13 protein-coding genes are annotated in these 15,413 nt (G+C 70.6%); 10 read left to right on the top strand and 3 right to left on the bottom strand.

Going from position 1 to position 15,413, the window contains the following annotated elements; translation table 11 throughout:
- Positions 1–46 precede the first annotated feature (46 nt).
- Positions 47–2,779 (bottom strand): pyruvate dehydrogenase (acetyl-transferring), homodimeric type, encoded by a 2,733-nt coding sequence (aceE, locus tag SSNG_RS10995; protein ID WP_007263896.1) that lies wholly within the window; start codon positions 2,777–2,779, stop codon positions 47–49.
- Between the two features lie 449 nt (positions 2,780–3,228).
- Here aceE and SSNG_RS10990 point away from each other — a divergent pair, with 449 nt between their 5' ends.
- The 6 genes from SSNG_RS10990 to SSNG_RS10965 all read left to right on the top strand — a co-directional run bounded on the left by SSNG_RS10990 (position 3,229) and on the right by SSNG_RS10965 (position 7,799).
- On the top strand, positions 3,229–3,654 hold the full coding sequence (locus SSNG_RS10990) for a DUF3052 domain-containing protein (RefSeq protein WP_042800858.1): 426 nt from the start codon (positions 3,229–3,231) through the stop codon (positions 3,652–3,654).
- A gap of 230 nt (positions 3,655–3,884) precedes the next feature.
- Positions 3,885–4,343 carry a peroxiredoxin gene (locus SSNG_RS10985; protein ID WP_007263894.1) on the top strand — a complete coding sequence of 153 codons (459 nt, stop codon included), beginning with the start codon at positions 3,885–3,887 and terminating at the stop codon, positions 4,341–4,343.
- Between the two features lie 161 nt (positions 4,344–4,504).
- On the top strand, positions 4,505–5,080 hold the full coding sequence (locus tag SSNG_RS10980; protein ID WP_007263893.1) for a TerD family protein: 576 nt from the start codon (positions 4,505–4,507) through the stop codon (positions 5,078–5,080).
- Between the two features lie 126 nt (positions 5,081–5,206).
- The gene (locus tag SSNG_RS10975; RefSeq protein ID WP_007263892.1) at positions 5,207–5,782 is read left to right on the top strand and encodes a TerD family protein; all 576 of its coding nucleotides are present in this window, start codon (positions 5,207–5,209) and stop codon (positions 5,780–5,782) included.
- 25 nt (positions 5,783–5,807) lie between these two features.
- Positions 5,808–6,941 (top strand): DUF475 domain-containing protein, encoded by a 1,134-nt coding sequence (locus tag SSNG_RS10970; protein WP_042800857.1) that lies wholly within the window; start codon positions 5,808–5,810, stop codon positions 6,939–6,941.
- A 117-nt stretch (positions 6,942–7,058) separates the two neighbouring features.
- Positions 7,059–7,799 (top strand): hypothetical protein, encoded by a 741-nt coding sequence (locus tag SSNG_RS10965; protein ID WP_007263890.1) that lies wholly within the window; start codon positions 7,059–7,061, stop codon positions 7,797–7,799.
- 76 nt (positions 7,800–7,875) lie between these two features.
- Here the strand turns inward: SSNG_RS10965 and SSNG_RS10960 are convergent, their stop codons facing one another.
- Positions 7,876–8,658, bottom strand: a complete 783-nt coding sequence (locus SSNG_RS10960) for a TerD family protein (protein ID WP_042800856.1) — start codon at positions 8,656–8,658, stop codon at positions 7,876–7,878.
- A gap of 194 nt (positions 8,659–8,852) precedes the next feature.
- Between SSNG_RS10960 and SSNG_RS10955 the strand changes: the two genes are divergently transcribed.
- From SSNG_RS10955 to SSNG_RS10940, 4 genes are all read left to right on the top strand, one after another.
- Positions 8,853–10,028: an HpcH/HpaI aldolase/citrate lyase family protein gene (locus SSNG_RS10955; RefSeq protein WP_007263888.1), complete on the top strand. Its 1,176-nt coding sequence runs from the start codon at positions 8,853–8,855 to the stop codon at positions 10,026–10,028.
- Positions 10,029–10,039: 11 nt separating this feature from the next.
- The gene (locus tag SSNG_RS10950) at positions 10,040–12,655 is read left to right on the top strand and encodes a phosphoribosyltransferase (protein WP_007263887.1); all 2,616 of its coding nucleotides are present in this window, start codon (positions 10,040–10,042) and stop codon (positions 12,653–12,655) included.
- Complete coding sequence (locus tag SSNG_RS10945) at positions 12,652–13,485, top strand: HAD family hydrolase (protein WP_206731289.1); 834 nt, start codon at positions 12,652–12,654, stop codon at positions 13,483–13,485. Before SSNG_RS10950 ends, SSNG_RS10945 begins: the two co-directional genes overlap by 4 nt.
- 78 nt (positions 13,486–13,563) lie before the next feature.
- Positions 13,564–14,223 (top strand): O-methyltransferase, encoded by a 660-nt coding sequence (locus tag SSNG_RS10940; protein WP_007263885.1) that lies wholly within the window; start codon positions 13,564–13,566, stop codon positions 14,221–14,223.
- On the opposite strand, the gene SSNG_RS10935 is transcribed toward SSNG_RS10940, so the two are convergent.
- Entirely contained in the window at positions 14,220–15,302 is a 1,083-nt protein-coding gene (locus SSNG_RS10935) for an IS630 family transposase (protein WP_206731370.1), read from the bottom strand. The two genes, SSNG_RS10940 and SSNG_RS10935, sit on opposite strands and share 4 nt — an antisense overlap.
- Between the last annotated feature and the right edge of the window lie 111 nt (positions 15,303–15,413).

Below are 15,413 nucleotides of genomic sequence, written 5' to 3'. Positions count from 1 at the left end.
GCCCGGCATCCGGACGGGGCCCGCACCCGCTGACTCGCCGCAGGCGTCAGGCGTCGCCGCCCGCCGCGCCCGGGTCGGCCGCCGCCACGTCCAGCAGCTGGTACCGGTCGACGGCCTGCTTCAGCACCGAACGGTCGACCTTGCCCTCCCGGGCCAGCTCGGTGAGCACCGCCAGGACCACCGACTGGGCGTCGATGTGGAAGAAGCGCCGCGCCGCGCCACGCGTGTCCGCGAAGCCGAAGCCGTCCGCGCCCAGCGAGGTGTACGCACCCGGCACCCAGCGCGAGATCTGGTCCGGCACCGCGCGCATCCAGTCCGAGACCGCCACGAACGGCCCCTCCGCGCCCGACAGCTTCCGCGTCACGTACGGGACGCGCTGCTCCTCCTCCGGGTGGAGCAGGTTGTGCTCCTCCACCTCGACGGCCTCGCGGCGCAGCTCGTTCCAGGAGGTCGCCGACCAGACGTCCGCCCGGACGTTCCACTCCGCGGCCAGGATCCGCTGCGCCTCCAGGGCCCACGGCACCGCCACGCCCGAGGCCATGATCTGTGCCGCGACGGCGCCCGAGGTGCCCTCGGAGACCCGGTGGATGCCGTTGAGGATGCCGTCCACGTCGACGCCGGCCGGCTCGGCCGGGTGCTGGATCGGCTCGTTGTAGACCGTCAGGTAGTAGAAGACGTCCTCGGCGTCGGGCCCGTACATGCGCCGCAGACCGTCCTTGACGATGTGGGCGATCTCGTAGCCGTAGGCCGGGTCGTACGCGACGCAGCCCGGGTTCGTCGACGCCAGCAACAGGGAGTGACCGTCGGCGTGCTGAAGGCCCTCACCCGTCAGGGTGGTCCGGCCGGCGGTCGCGCCCAGGACGAAACCGCGCGCCAGCTGGTCGGCCATCTGCCAGAACTGGTCACCGGTGCGCTGGAAACCGAACATCGAGTAGAAGACGTAGACCGGGATCAGCGGCTCGCCGTGCGTCGCGTACGCCGATCCCGCGGCGATCAGCGAGGCCGTGCAGCCCGCCTCCGAGATGCCGTCGTGCAGCATCTGGCCGGTCGGGGACTCCTTGTACGCGAGGAGCAGGTCGCGGTCGACCGCCTCGTACTGCTGCCCCAGCGGGTTGTAGATCTTGGCGCTCGGGAAGAACGCGTCCATGCCGAAGGTGCGGTACTCGTCGGGCGCGATCAGCACGAAGCGCTTGCCGATCTCCTTGTCCCGCATCAGGTCCTTCAGGATGCGGACGAAGGCCATCGTGGTGGCGATCGACTGCTGGCCCGAGCCCTTCCTGGCCGCCGCGTACGCCTTCTCGTCCGGCAGCTGCAGCGGCTTGGCCCGCACCACGCGCGTCGGCACGTACCCGCCGTGGGCGCTGCGCTGGTCGTGCATGTACTGGATCTCGGGCGAGTTGCGGCCCGGGTGGTAGTACGGCGGCGCGCCGCTCTCCAGCTGGGCGTCCGTGACCGGGATGTGCAGGCGGTCGCGGAAGCGCTTGAGGTCGTCGACCGTCAGCTTCTTCATCTGGTGCGTGGCGTTGCGGCCCTCGAAGTTCGGGCCGAGCGTCCAGCCCTTGACCGTCTGCGCCAGGATCACCGTCGGCTGGCCCTTGTGGGCCTTGGCCGCGGCGTACGCGGCGTAGACCTTCTTGTGGTCGTGGCCGCCACGGCCCAGGTGCTGGATCTGCTGGTCGGTCATGTTCTCGACCATCGCGCGCAGCCGCTGGTCGCCGCCGAAGAAGTGCTCCCGGATGTACGCGCCCGACTCGGTGGCGTACGTCTGGAACTGCCCGTCGGGGGTCGAGTTCATCTTGTTGACCAGGATGCCGTCGCGGTCCTGCGCCAGCAGCGGGTCCCAGGAGCGGTCCCAGATCAGCTTGATGACGTTCCAGCCGGCCCCGCGGAAGATCGACTCCAGCTCCTGGATGATCTTGCCGTTGCCGCGCACCGGGCCGTCGAGGCGCTGGAGGTTGCAGTTCACGACGAAGGTCAGGTTGTCCAGGCCCTCGCGCGCCGCCAGCGACAGCTGGCCGAGCGACTCCGGCTCGTCCATCTCGCCGTCGCCGAGGTACGCCCAAACGTGGGACTTGGAGGTGTCCGCGATCCCGCGCGCCTCCATGTACCGGTTCATCCGCGCCTGGTAGATCGCCCCGAGCGGGCCGAGGCCCATCGAGACGGTCGGGAACTCCCAGAAGTCCGGCATCAGCCGCGGGTGCGGGTAGCTGGACAGGCCGTGCGGGGCCTTCGACTTCTCCTGCCGGAACGAGTCGAGCTGCTGCTCGGTGAGCCGGTCCAGGAGGTAGGCGCGGGCGTAGATGCCCGGGGAGGCGTGGCCCTGGAAGAAGATCTGGTCGCCGCCGTCGCCCTCGTCCTTGCCCCGGAAGAAGTGGTTGAAGCCCACGTCGTAGAGGGAGGCGGAGGAGGCGAACGTGGCGATGTGGCCGCCGACGCCGATCCCCGGCCGCTGGGCGCGGGAGACCATGACCGCGGCGTTCCAGCGGGTCGCGTTCAGGACCTTGCGCTCGATCTCCTCGTTCCCGGGGAAGAACGGCTCGTCCTTGGTGGCGATGGTGTTGACGTAGTCCGTGCTGCGCATCTCCGGCACGGCCACGCGCTTCTCGCGGGCCCGCTCGATCAGCCGCAGCATCAGGTAGCGGGCGCGCTCCCGGCCCCGCTCGTCGACCGCGGCGTCGAGGGAGTCGAGCCACTCCTTCGTCTCCTCCGGATCGAAGTCCGGGACCTGGCTCGGAAGACCGCCAATGATGATCGGGTTGCGATCGGATGCGGAAGCCACGCTGTTCCTTCGCTGTCGGGGGAGTCGTGCCCTGGGTCGCCGCCTCCCATGGTCTTACGCCCGGCCCGAATCTTCACCTCTACCACTGGGTAACACCTGGAGCGGCGAAGGAGCGGCCGGTGTGCCTGCGCCGGCTGCCGGGCCGAATCGCAACTTTACGCCCAAGGCGATCAGCCGGTTCGTAAGGACGTTCGTCCCTCAAACAGGTAGGAAAGTCCTCATGCGATGCCGAATGAGCTGGAATGGTGTGGGATGAATCACCGGTGGTCCATCGGGGAAGCCTGAAAGTTGCGGCAAAGTTGCGGCGAGACGGCCGCAATCGTCACCGTTTCGACGGTCTCGGCGGCCGGGTACTTGCGCGATCCGCCGCGCCCGTGTGGACTACGCCCAATGCTGCGCGTACGCGCGCCGCCGAAAGACATTCACCGAACATGAGCAGGAGGCACCCCGTGAGCGCGACCGCGGACCACGCGGAGAGCCTGGCCGCCCGGCTGGGTTTCCAGTCCGAACAGGTGGTCCAGGAGATCGGCTACGACGAGGACGTCGATCAGGAATTCCGTGACGTCGTCGAGACCCTCGTGAGCGAGCTGGTCGACGAGGACTACGACGAGGGCGCCGACGCGGTGCTGTTGTGGTTCCGCGACGAGGACGGCGACCTGACGGACGCCCTGGTCGACGCGACCGAGCTGGTCGAGGACGGCGCACTGATCCTGCTGCTGACCCCCAAGACGGGCCGTGACGGCTATGTCGTGGCCAGCGACATCAGCGAGGCCGCCGAGACGGCGGGCCTGTCGCTCGCCAAGGGCGGCCCCGTCGGCAAGGAGTGGACCTCCACCAAGCTGGTGACGCCGAAGGCGGCCAAGTCCAAGCGCTGATCTGCGCCCCGCAGCCAAGCGGAACGCACACCCCGCCGACCGGGACACCCCCGGCCGGCGGGGTGTGCGCGTTCCGGGGCCGGTGCGCACGCGCCGCTCGCGGGCGGCACTTCCGGCGCGGGGAGCACTTCCGGCGCGCCGGTCCGGTCCGGTCCGCGGGGGCGGGCCGTAGGCTGGGCCTCACCCGAACGGCCCCGTGCGGGGACGCAGGAAACGAAGGGATGCGAGAGATGGCGATCGAGGTCGGACACAAGGCCCCGGACTTCGAGCTCAAGGACAACCACGGCGCCACCGTGAGGCTCTCCGACTTCCGCGGCGAGAAGGCCGTGGTGCTGCTCTTCTACCCCTTCGCCTTCACCGGCGTCTGCACGGGTGAGCTGTGCGAGCTGCGCGACCAGCTGCCCCGCTTCCAGAACGACGACGTGCAGCTGCTCGCCGTCTCCAACGACTCGGTCCCCACCCTGCGCGTCTTCGCGGAGCAGGAGGGCCTGGAGTACCCGCTGCTGTCCGACTTCTGGCCGCACGGCGAGACCTCCCGCGCCTACGGCGTCTTCGACGAGGACAAGGGCTGCGCCGTCCGCGGCACCTTCGTCATCGACAAGGACGGCATCGTGCGCTGGACCGTCGTCAACGGCCTGCCCGACGCGCGTGACCTGAACGAGTACATCAAGGCCCTCGACAGCCTCTGAGACGGCCCCGACGGCTCCCGGACCGGGTCCGGAAGCGGACCCGTCCGCGGCTTCCGCACGAAAACCGCCTGTGGGCGGGAACCCGTCACTAGGATCGAACCGTTGATCCGGTAGCAACGCACGACGGGGCCCCGCCCCATACGAATACCAATGGAGGACCCGTGGGAGTCAGCCTCAGCAAGGGCGGCAACGTCTCGCTGACCAAGGCCGCGCCTAACCTGACGGCGGTCATCGTCGGTCTGGGCTGGGACGCTCGCACCACCACCGGTGTCGACTTCGACCTCGACGCCAGCGCGATCCTGACCAACGACCAGGGCAAGGTCGCCAACGACTCGAACTTCGTGTTCTTCAACAACCTGAAGAGCCCGGACGGGTCGGTCGAGCACACCGGTGACAACACCACCGGCGAGGGCGAGGGCGACGACGAGGCCATCAAGGTCAACCTCGCCGGCGTCCCGGGCGACGTCGCCAAGATCGTCTTCCCCGTCTCGATCTACGAGGCCGAGACCCGCCAGCAGAGCTTCGGCCAGGTCCGCAACGCCTACATCCGCGTCGTGAACCAGGCCGACAACACCGAGCTCGCCCGCTACGACCTCTCCGAGGACGCCTCGACCGAGACCGCCATGGTCTTCGGCGAGCTGTACCGCAACGGCGCCGAGTGGAAGTTCCGCGCCATCGGCCAGGGCTACGCCTCGGGCCTGCGCGGCATCGCGCAGGACTTCGGCGTCAACGTCTGAGCCGAAACCCCAGAGCAGTTCGTCCGTCCGGCGCCGTGCACCCCTGTGTACGGCGCCGGACCGGCTTTGCCACCATGAGCGGGTGGCTCGGCCACCACCATCACGTCGTCCGGGGAGGACCACATCATGGGCGTCACACTCGCCAAGGGGGGCAACGTCTCCCTGTCCAAGGCCGCACCGAACCTCACCCGGGTTCTGGTCGGTCTCGGATGGGACGCGCGCTCGACCACGGGGGCGGACTTCGACCTCGACGCCAGCGCACTGCTGTGCAACAGCGGCCGGGTGCTGGGGGACGAGTACTTCGTCTTCTACAACAACCTCAAGAGCCCCGAGGGCTCCGTCGAACACACCGGGGACAACCTCACCGGCGAGGGTGAAGGCGACGACGAGTCGATCATCATCGACCTCACGAAGGTCCCCGCCCAGGTCGACAAGATCGTCTTCCCGGTCTCGATCCACGAGGCGGACTCCCGCCGGCAGAGCTTCGGCCAGGTGAGCAACGCCTTCATCCGCGTGGTGAACATGGCCGACGACCAGGAACTCGCCCGCTACGACCTGACCGAGGACGCCTCCAGCGAGACCGCGATGATCTTCGGCGAGGTCTACCGGTACGGGGGCGAATGGAAGTTCCGTGCGGTAGGACAGGGGTACGCGTCGGGGCTGCGGGGCATCGCTCTAGACTTCGGGGTCAACGTTTCGTAAAGCCGTACAAGACGATGGGGTGCCAGTGGTTCTCAAAACCTTCGGCTGGTCGTTCGCAGTCACTGCGCTCGGTCTGGTCGCAGCGGTGTTCTACGGGGGGTGGACCGCTTTTGGGATCGTGGCGATCCTGTCGATCCTCGAAATCTCGCTGTCCTTCGACAACGCGGTGGTCAACGCCGGAATCCTGAAGAAGATGAACGCCTTCTGGCAGAAGATCTTCCTCACGGTCGGCGTCCTGATCGCCGTGTTCGGCATGCGCCTGGTCTTCCCCGTCGTCATCGTGGCGATCAGCGCCAAGATCGGGCCCATCGAGGCCGTCGACCTGGCGATGACCGACAAGGAGATGTACAAGCAGCTGGTGACGGACGCCCACCCGTCCATCGCCGCCTTCGGCGGCATGTTCCTGCTGATGATCTTCCTCGACTTCATCTTCGAGGACCGCGACATCAAGTGGCTCGCCTGGCTGGAGCGCCCGCTCGCCAAGCTCGGCAAGATCGACATGCTGTCGGCGTGCATCGCGCTGATCGTCCTGGTCATCACCTCGATGACCTTCGCCGCCAACGCCCACCAGCACGGCGGCACCCACGTGGACAAGGCGCAGACCGTCCTGGTCTCCGGCGTCCTCGGCCTGATCACCTACATGATCGTCGGCGGTCTCTCCGGCTACTTCGAGAACAAGCTCGAAGAGGAGGAAGAGGCCGAGCACGAGGCGGAGGAAGCGGCCAAGAAGAGCGGCAAGCCCGTCTCGGCCGTCGCCATGGCCGGCAAGGCCGCGTTCTTCATGTTCCTCTACCTGGAGGTCCTCGACGCCTCCTTCTCCTTCGACGGCGTCATCGGCGCCTTCGCCATCACCAACGACATCGTGCTCATGGCCCTCGGCCTCGGCATCGGTGCCATGTACGTCCGGTCGCTCACGGTCTACCTGGTCCGCCAGGGCACCCTCGACGACTACGTGTACCTGGAGCACGGCGCGCACTACGCGATCGGCGCCCTGGCCGTGATCCTGCTCGTCACCATCCAGTACGAGATCAACGAGGTCATCACCGGCCTCGTCGGCGTCGTGCTCATCGCCTGGTCCTTCTGGTCCTCGGTGCGCCGCAACAAGCGGCTGGAGGCCGAGGGCGGCGACAGCCCCGCGGAGGTCGGTGCCGGGGTGTGACCCGGCGCTGATTGCGGAACGCTTCCGGTAACGACGGGGCGGTATCGCGGATCCACTGGACCGCGCGGCCGCCCCGCCGCATTCTCCGCTGCACGGACCGACCTGGGGGGTTGGAACATGGGGTTCTTCGACGGGATCAGGGGCGCTCGCGCCATGGGCTTCGACTCGGGCAACGCCTCGTCGAACGCCATCGAGCTCACCAAACGGCAGCCGACGGTGTCGCTCACCAAACAGCAGGCCGTCCACGGCAACATGCGCGTGAACCTCTCCTGGCGGATGCGCACCTCCGACTTCGGCGGCCGCTCCGGCCAGAGCGGGCAGCTCTTCCGGCACCCGTTCAAACTCTTCAAACCCGACATCGTGCAGGCCCACACCCAGGGCATGGTCAACGTGGACCTGGACATGGGCTGCCTCTACGAGCTGACCGACGGCACCCGCGGCGCCGTACAGCCGCTGGGCAACCTGCTCGGCGACCTCAACGACCCGCCGTACGTGAAGCTCAGCGGCGACGACCGGTTCGGCTCGGCCTCGGGGGAGACCCTCTACGTCAACCTCGACCACGCCGACGAGATCAAACGGCTGCTGGTCTTCGTCTACATCTACGACCAGACCCCGGCCTTCGACCGGACCCACGCCCTGGTCACCCTCTACCCGACCGCCGGGCCCCGGATCGAGATCCCGCTGGACGAGCGGCACCCGCAGGCCCGCTCCTGCGCGGTGCTGTCCATGGAGAAGGTCAAGGGAGAGCTGGTCGTGCGCCGCGAGGTGAAGTTCGTGTACGGGTTCCAGGCCGAGCTGGACCGGCTGTACGGCTGGGGGCTCCAGTGGGGCCGGGGCTACAAGAGCACCAAGGCCTGAGCCCGGGATGCGGGGCGGGGGCCGGGAAGCCCCCGTCCCGTCGGCGGCGTCAGCGGCGTCGGCGGCCTCGGCGGCGTCAGCGGCGGATGAACTGCGGACCCTGCACCGGCAGCCGGAACGACGGGTCCCCGCCCGGAGCCGGCACCGGCACCGGGGACACCGGCTGCGGGTACCCGTACGCGGGCGGTGCGGCCGGCGGGGCCTGGGTGACCGGGGTCTGCGCCGGCGGCCGCATGGCGGCGGTGCGGTCGTCCCCCGGCGTGCCGGCGGCGGCCGGGGCCGGCTCCGCGGCCGCTCCGGCCGCCTCGACGGCGTTCTCGTCGACGGAGATCCCGTGGTCGGTCGCCAGCCCCACCAGGCCGTCGGAGTAGCCCTCGCCCAGGGCGCGGAACTTCCACCCCTCGCCCCGGCGGTACAGCTCCCCGCAGATCAGCGCCGTCTCGGAGCCGGTCTCCGGGCGGACGTCGAAGTGGGCCAGCGGCTCGGGAGCGCCGCCCGGCGTGGCGTCGTACAGCTGGATCCGCAGGTCGCGGACCTGCTCGAACGGCACGTCCTCGGCGGAGGCCACCACCAGGACCCGGTCCACGACCGGCGGCACGGACCGCAGGTCCGCCTGGACCGCGTCGGTCACCCCGTCGCCCACCTGCTTCTTGCCCAGCCGCCACACGGATCCCGAAGGGTGCCGGGGCTGGTTGTAGAAGACGAAGTCCTCGTCCGAGCGCACGCGCCCGTCCGCCCCCACGAGCAGCGCGGAGGCGTCCACGTCCGGCACCTCCGGCCCGGTGGTCCAGCGCAGCACCGCCCGGACCGCCGTGGCGGTCACCGGGATGTTGGAGCCCTTCTGCATCGCGTGCGTCATGCCCGTCATCCTGCCCTCCCGGGGCCGACCGGGACAATGCGGCCCCCCGTAGGGCCTTGTCCCGGACGCGAGAGCTGGGCATGGTGCAAGAGGGTTACCTGAACTTCATGTGCTTGAGGAACTCTTGACTCACGTTCGTACGTACTATTACCGGCCACGCCAGTTGGGCCGCCGAGGCAGTACGGGGGAAGCACATGCGTCACTTCGGGCACATATCGCCCACTGTCCGCAAGGACCTCTTCCACCAGGAGCCGGCGGAGTTCGACCTGGCCTCCCCGGCCCGCATCCTCGCGGCCGCACTCGGAGCCACCCTCTACAGCCCGGCCATCCGCCCCAGGCTGGCCGACGACATCCGCAAGCAGGCCGGGCGGGGCGTCGTCTCCATGGTCCTCTGCCTGGAGGATTCCATCAGCGACGCCGATGTCGTGGACGGCGAGGAGAACCTCGTCCGGCAGTTCGCGGCCCTCGACGCCGAGGGCCCGGGCCCCCACGGGCTCCCCCTCCTCTTCATCCGCGTGCGCACCCCGGAGCAGGTTCCCGACCTCGTCCGGCGGCTCGGAGCCTCGGTCCGGAACCTGGCCGGATTCGTACTACCGAAGTTCACCGCAAGCCGCGGAACGGCCTTCCTGGACGCCGTCGCCCACGCCGAGGCCGAAGCCGGACTGCCCCGCCTGTATGCCATGCCCGTCCTGGAGACCCCCGACCTGCTCCACCTGGAGACCCGCGCCCGGGCCCTCGCCGACATCAAGCACACCGTCAACCGCTACCGCGAGCGGGTCCTCGCCCTGCGCCTGGGCGTCACCGACTTCTGCTCCGTGTACGGACTGCGCCGCACCCCCGACATGACCGCCTACGACGTCCAGATCGTCGCCGGCGTCATCGCCGACGTGGTCAACGTCCTCGGCCGCGCCGACGGCACCGGCTTCACCGTCACCGGCCCCGTCTGGGAGTACTTCCGCAGCCAGCAGCGCCTCTTCAAGCCGCAGCTGCGCCGCAGCCCCTTCCTGGAGGAGGGCGTGGAGGAGCTGCGTACCGCGCTGATCGAACACGACCTGGACGGCCTGCTGCGCGAGATCGAGCTCGACCGCGCCAACGGGCTGACCGGCAAGACCTGCATCCACCCGGCCCACGTCACGCCGGTGCACGCGCTGTCGGTGGTCTCCCACGAGGAGTTCAGCGACGCCCAGGACATCCTGCGCCCCGAGCGCGGCGGCGGCGGAGTGATGCGCTCCGCCTACACGAACAAGATGAACGAGGTGAAGCCCCACCGGGCCTGGGCCGAGCGCACCGTGCTGCGCGCCGAGGTCTTCGGTGTGGCGAAGGAGGAGGTCGGCTTCGTCGACCTCCTGACGGCCGGGCTCCAAGTGTGAGCCGGCCGGCCATGACGAGGAAGGGCAAGACGATCGACACGGTGTGGTCGGGAACCTGGGTCGCCGAGCGGCTGGGCGTGGACCTGAGCGGAGCCGACGGCGGGGCCTCGCCCGAGCTGAGGGAACTGCTCGGGCTGGCCCTGCGGCGCAACCCCAAGCGGGCCCACCTGCTGGTCTCCCAGGTGCTGGGCAAGCACGTCCCGCAGTCGCCCGCGGCCGTGTACGCGGCCGGGCACGGGCTCGGCGTCCGGGTCCGCGAGCTGCTCGGCGACTCCGCCGCCGACGCGGTCGTCCTCGGGTACGCGGAGACCGCCACCGGGCTCGGCCACTGCGTCGCCGACGGCCTGGGCCCCGCCGCCTACCTGCACTCCACGCGCCGCCCGGTGCCCGGCCTGCGGCCCGCGGGCGGGTTCGAGGAGGCCCACTCGCACGCCACCTCGCACCTCCTGCTGCCCGAGGACCCGGCGCTGCTGGCGGGCGAGGGGCCGCTGGTCCTCGTCGACGACGAGTTCTCCACCGGCAACACCGTCCTGAACACCATCCGCGACCTCCACGCCCGCCACCCGCGCACGCACTACGTGGTCGTCGCCCTCGTGGACATGCGCTCCGCCGCCGACCGGGACCGGCTCACCGGCTTCGCCGCCGAGCTGGGCGCGCGGGTGGACCTGATCGCCCTGGCCTCCGGGACGGTCTCCCTCCCGGAGGGGGTCCTGGAGAAGGGGCGGGCCCTGGTAGAGGAACACGAGGCGGCACCCTCCGCCGGTCCGGCCTCCGCTGGTCTGGCCTCCGCCGGTACGTCCGCCGATGGTCCGGCCTCCGGCCGCGCGGCCGCCGACGCTCCGGCGCCCGCCGGAACCGCCGCCGGCGCCCCGGCCGACGGCGGCGCGGGCGGCACCGCGCCCGGCCGCCACCCCCGGCCATCGGCACCGCCGGGCCGGGGCGGCCGGCCGACAGGGTGCCGCTCGGCTGGCCCGCCGGGCTGCCCGACGGCGGCCGCCACGGCTTCACCGCCGCCCACCGCGAGGTGCTGGAGGCCGCCCTGCCCGCCATGGCCGGGCGCCTCGCCGACGCGCTCGGCGCGGAAACCCGGACGGGTCCTCGTACTCGGCAACGAGGAGCTGATGTACGCGCCGCTGCGCCTCGCGCGGGCCCTGGAGGAGTCCGGGACGGCCCGCGAGGTGCGGTTCTCCACCACCACCCGTTCGCCCGTCCTCGCCGTCGACGACCCCGGCTACGCCATCCGCACCCGGCTGGTCTTCCCCGCCCACGACGCCCCCGCCGACGGGCCCGGCGACCGCTACGCCTACAACGTTGCCGGCGCCGGCTTCGACACCGTCGTCGCCGTCGTCGACTCCGTCGGCGACACCCCCGAGCTGCACGCCGGACTGCTGGCCCGGCTCGCCCCGCACACCGGCCGGGTCGTCCTGGCCGTCGTCCCGTCCTACATCCCCGACGACCGGCAGGAGCCGACCGTGACCCAGCCGCCGCTGCCCGAACCGCTGCGGGGGCCGGCGTTCTCCTCGTACGCCCCCGAGGACGTCGGCTGGCTCCTCCAGGACCTCTCCGACGTGCGGCTGGAAGCCCCGACCGAGGAGCGCGAGGAGGCCATCCAGGCGGGCGGCGCCCACTACGCCGAGTCCCTGCCCGTCGAGTACCAGCCCTCACCGCAGTACCAGGAGCTCTACCGCGGCGCCCTGGAGGCCTCGGCCGCCCGCATCGCCCGCGCCGTCGGCACCGTCACCGAGACCGTGCTCGCCGAACGCTCCCCGTCGCCCGTGCTGGTCTCCCTGGCCCGCGCCGGCACGCCCGTCGGCGTACTGATGCGCCGCTGGGCCCGCGCCCGGCACGGCCTGGACCTGCCGCACTACGCCGTCTCCATCGTCCGCGGCCGCGGCATCGACGCCAACGCCCTGCGCTGGCTCGCCGCCCACCACGACCCCGCCGACGTCGTCTTCGTCGACGGCTGGACCGGCAAGGGCGCCATCACCCGCGAGCTGCGCGAGGCCCTTGCGGAGTTCCCGGGCTTCGACCCGGAGATCGTCGTCCTCGCCGACCCCGGCTCCTGCGTCAAGACCTACGGCACCCGCGAGGACTTCCTGATCCCCTCCGCCTGCCTCAACTCCACCGTTTCCGGACTCGTCTCGCGTACGGTGCTCAGGTCCGACCTGGTCGGCCCGCACGACTTCCACGGCGCGAAGTTCTACCGGGAGCTGGCCGCAGCCGATGTCTCCGCCGCCTTCGTCGACACCGTCGCCGCCCGCTTCGACGAGGTCGCCGACGCCGTCGCCGCCGAGGTCAAGGAGCTCCTCGCCGCCGACCGCACCCCGACCTGGGTGGGCTGGGCGGCGGTCGAACGGATCAGCGAGGAGTACGGCATCCACGACGTCAACCTCGTCAAGCCCGGCGTCGGCGAGACGACCCGCGTGCTGCTGCGCCGCGTGCCGTGGAAGATCCTGGCCCAGCGCGGGGCCGGCCCCGACCTGGACCACGTACGCCTGCTCGCCGAGCAGCGCGGGGTACCGGTCGAGGAGGTCGACGGCCTCCCGTACACCTGTGTAGGACTCATCCACCCCCGCTTCACGCGCGGCGCCACGGGCGCCGACGGAAAGGCAGTGGCCTCCCAGTGACCCGCCAAGAGACCGTGCTCGTAGCCAGTGACCTCGACCGGACCCTCATCTACTCCTCGGCCGCCCTCGGCCTGACCATGCCCGACCCCGAGGCCCCCCGGCTGCTGTGCGTCGAGGTCCACGAGGGCAAGCCGCTGTCCTACATGACGGAGACGGCCGCGGCGCTGCTCGCCGGACTGGCCGCCGACCCGTCGGCGGTCTTCGTCCCCACCACCACGCGCACCCGCAAGCAGTACCAGCGGATCCGCTTCCCCGGACCCCCGGCCCGGTACGCCATCTGCGCCAACGGCGGCCAGCTGCTGGTGGACGGCGTCCCCGACCGGGACTGGCGGCGCGCGGTGGCCGGACGCCTCGCGGCGGAGTGCGCCCCGCTGGAGGAGGTGCACCAGCACCTGCTCGCCGTGTCCGACCCGGTGTGGCTGCGCAAGGCGCGCCTCGCCGAGGACCTCTTCGCGTACCTCGTCGTCGAACGGGCGCTGGTGCCCGACGAGTGGCTCAAGGCCCTGACCGAGTGGGCCGGGGCCCGCGGCTGGACCGTCTCCCTCCAGGGCCGCAAGATCTACGCCGTCCCGCGCCCGCTGACCAAGAGCGCCGCCATGTACGAGGTCGCCCGCCGCACGGGAGCGGCCACCACCCTCGCCGCCGGCGACTCCCTGCTCGACGCCGACCTGCTGCTCGCGGCCGACCGCGCCTGGCGGCCGGGGCACGGGGAGCTGGCCGACGCGGGCTGGACCGCCCCCACGGTGACCGCCCTGAGCGGGGCCGGCGTCCTGGCGGGCGAGGAGATCGTCCGCGAGTTCGTCCGGACGGTCGGCACACCGGCCGCATGACCGCCGGGCCGCCGCGGACGGTCGGCACACCGGCCGCATGACCCCCGGGCCGCCGCGGGCGGTCGGCACACTGACCGCATGACCAAGGGCAACAGCACCAAGATCACCGACGAGCTCTACCAGTACGTCCTGGCCCACAACCCCCCGCTGGACGACATCCAGCGGGGGCTCGTGCGGACCACCTGGGAGAAGTTCCCCGAGTCGGCCGGCATGCAGTCCGCGGAGGAACAGGGCCCGCTGCTGGCCTTCCTGGTCCGGCTGACCGGCGCCCGCCACATCGTGGAGATCGGCACCTTCACCGGCTTCTCGGCCCTGTCCATGGCCCAGGCCCTCCCCGCCGACGGCCGCCTGATCGCCTGCGACGTCTCGGAGGAGTGGACCGCGTACGGCCGTGAGGCCTGGGCCGCGGCCGGCGTCGCGGACCGCATCGACCTGCGCATCGCCCCGGCGCTGGAAACCCTGCGCGCCATGCCGACGGAGCCGCACATCGACATGGCGTACGTCGACGCGGACAAGGAGAACCAGATCCTCTACTGGGAGGAGCTCGTGCCGAGGATGCGCCCGGGCGGGCTGATCGTCACCGACAACACCCTGTACCACGGCACCGTCCTCGACGACTCGCCGCAGAGCCGGGGCGCGAGCGTCCGCGCGTTCAACGAGCACGCCAAGGCCGACACCCGCATGGACTCCGTCCTGCTGGCGATCTCGGACGGCCTGACCCTCTCGCGCAAGCGCTAGTGTTCTGAGTCTGGAATTCTGTTCAGATAGCTGGCGAGGCGTTCAAGGATCTCGTCCGCAGTCTTGGTCCACACGTAGGGCTTCGGGTCGCGGTTCCACGTGGCGATCCAGTCGCGGATGTCCTTCTCCAGGGCCTGGACGGATTTGTGAACGCCTCGCCGTATCTGCTTGTTGGTCAGCTCGGCGAACCACCGCTCCACCAGGTTCAGCCAGGACGATCCGGTGGGCGTGAAGTGCAGGTGGAACCGGGGGTGCGCCAGCAGCCACTTCTTGATGTCCGGGGTCTTGTGGGTGGCGTAGTTGTCCAGCACGAGGTGGACCTCGAGGCCGGTCGGGACTTCCTTGTCGAGCTTGACGAGGAACTTCTTGAACTCCTCGGCACGGTGGCGGCGGTGCAGGGATCCGATCACCTTGCCGGTGGCGACCTCGAGGGCGGCAAAGAGGGTGGTGGTGCCGTGCCGGACGTAATCCGCCGTCCGCCGCTCGGGCACCGCCGGCATCATCGGCAGCACCGGCTGAGACCGGTCCAAGGCCTGGATCTGCGACTTCTCGTCGACGCAGAACACAAGGGCCCGCTCCGGCGGATCCAGGTACAGGCCGACGACATCGTGGACCTTGTCGACGAAGTACGGATCCGTCGACAGCTTGAACGTCTCGGACCGGTGCGGCTGAAGGCCGAACGCCCGCCAGACACGCGACACCGTCGACTGAGACAGACCCGTCTCCTTGGCCATCGACCGCGTGGACCAGTGCGTCGCCCCCTTCGGCGTCGACTCCAGCGTCTTGGTGACCAAGGCGGCGACCTGCTCGTCCGTCACCGTCCTGGGCCCGCCCGAACGCGGCATGTCCCCGAGGCCCGCGATCCGGTACTGCACGAAACGGGCCCGCCAGCGGCCCACCGCCTGAGGCGTGGAACCCACCAGGGCCGCAACGTCCTTGTTCGTCGCGCCTTCGGCGCAGGCCAGGATGATTCGGCAGCGCAAGGCCCACGCCTGAGGCGTCGAACGGCGCCGCACCCAGCCCTCGAGCGCGGCCCGCTCCTCATCGGTCAACACCAACTCGGCCTTCGGCCGCCCCATCGCCATACCGAAAGCCTACATCTAAACAGAATTCCAGACTCAGAACACTAGGGGGTGTCCGCAAAGTGGCGCCGTCCGCCCGGAGGGCGGGCCCCGCGGCGTCCGCCCGGA

The organism is Streptomyces sp. C, from assembly GCF_000158895.1.
GTDB lineage: Bacteria > Actinomycetota > Actinomycetes > Streptomycetales > Streptomycetaceae > Streptomyces > Streptomyces racemochromogenes.
This window is presented reverse-complemented; position numbering and strand designations above follow the sequence as displayed.

Coding starts and splice junctions, on each gene's coding strand:
- SSNG_RS10985 (WP_007263894.1), top strand. CDS start 3,885: ATGGCGATCGAGGTCGGACACAAGGCCCCGGACTTCGAGCTCAAGGAC.
- SSNG_RS10975 (WP_007263892.1), top strand. CDS start 5,207: ATGGGCGTCACACTCGCCAAGGGGGGCAACGTCTCCCTGTCCAAGGCC.
- SSNG_RS10965 (WP_007263890.1), top strand. CDS start 7,059: ATGGGGTTCTTCGACGGGATCAGGGGCGCTCGCGCCATGGGCTTCGAC.
- SSNG_RS10960 (WP_042800856.1), bottom strand. CDS start 8,658: ATGACGCACGCGATGCAGAAGGGCTCCAACATCCCGGTGACCGCCACG.
- SSNG_RS10955 (WP_007263888.1), top strand. CDS start 8,853: ATGCGTCACTTCGGGCACATATCGCCCACTGTCCGCAAGGACCTCTTC.
- SSNG_RS10950 (WP_007263887.1), top strand. CDS start 10,040: ATGACGAGGAAGGGCAAGACGATCGACACGGTGTGGTCGGGAACCTGG.
- SSNG_RS10940 (WP_007263885.1), top strand. CDS start 13,564: ATGACCAAGGGCAACAGCACCAAGATCACCGACGAGCTCTACCAGTAC.
- SSNG_RS10935 (WP_206731370.1), bottom strand. CDS start 15,302: ATGGGGCGGCCGAAGGCCGAGTTGGTGTTGACCGATGAGGAGCGGGCC.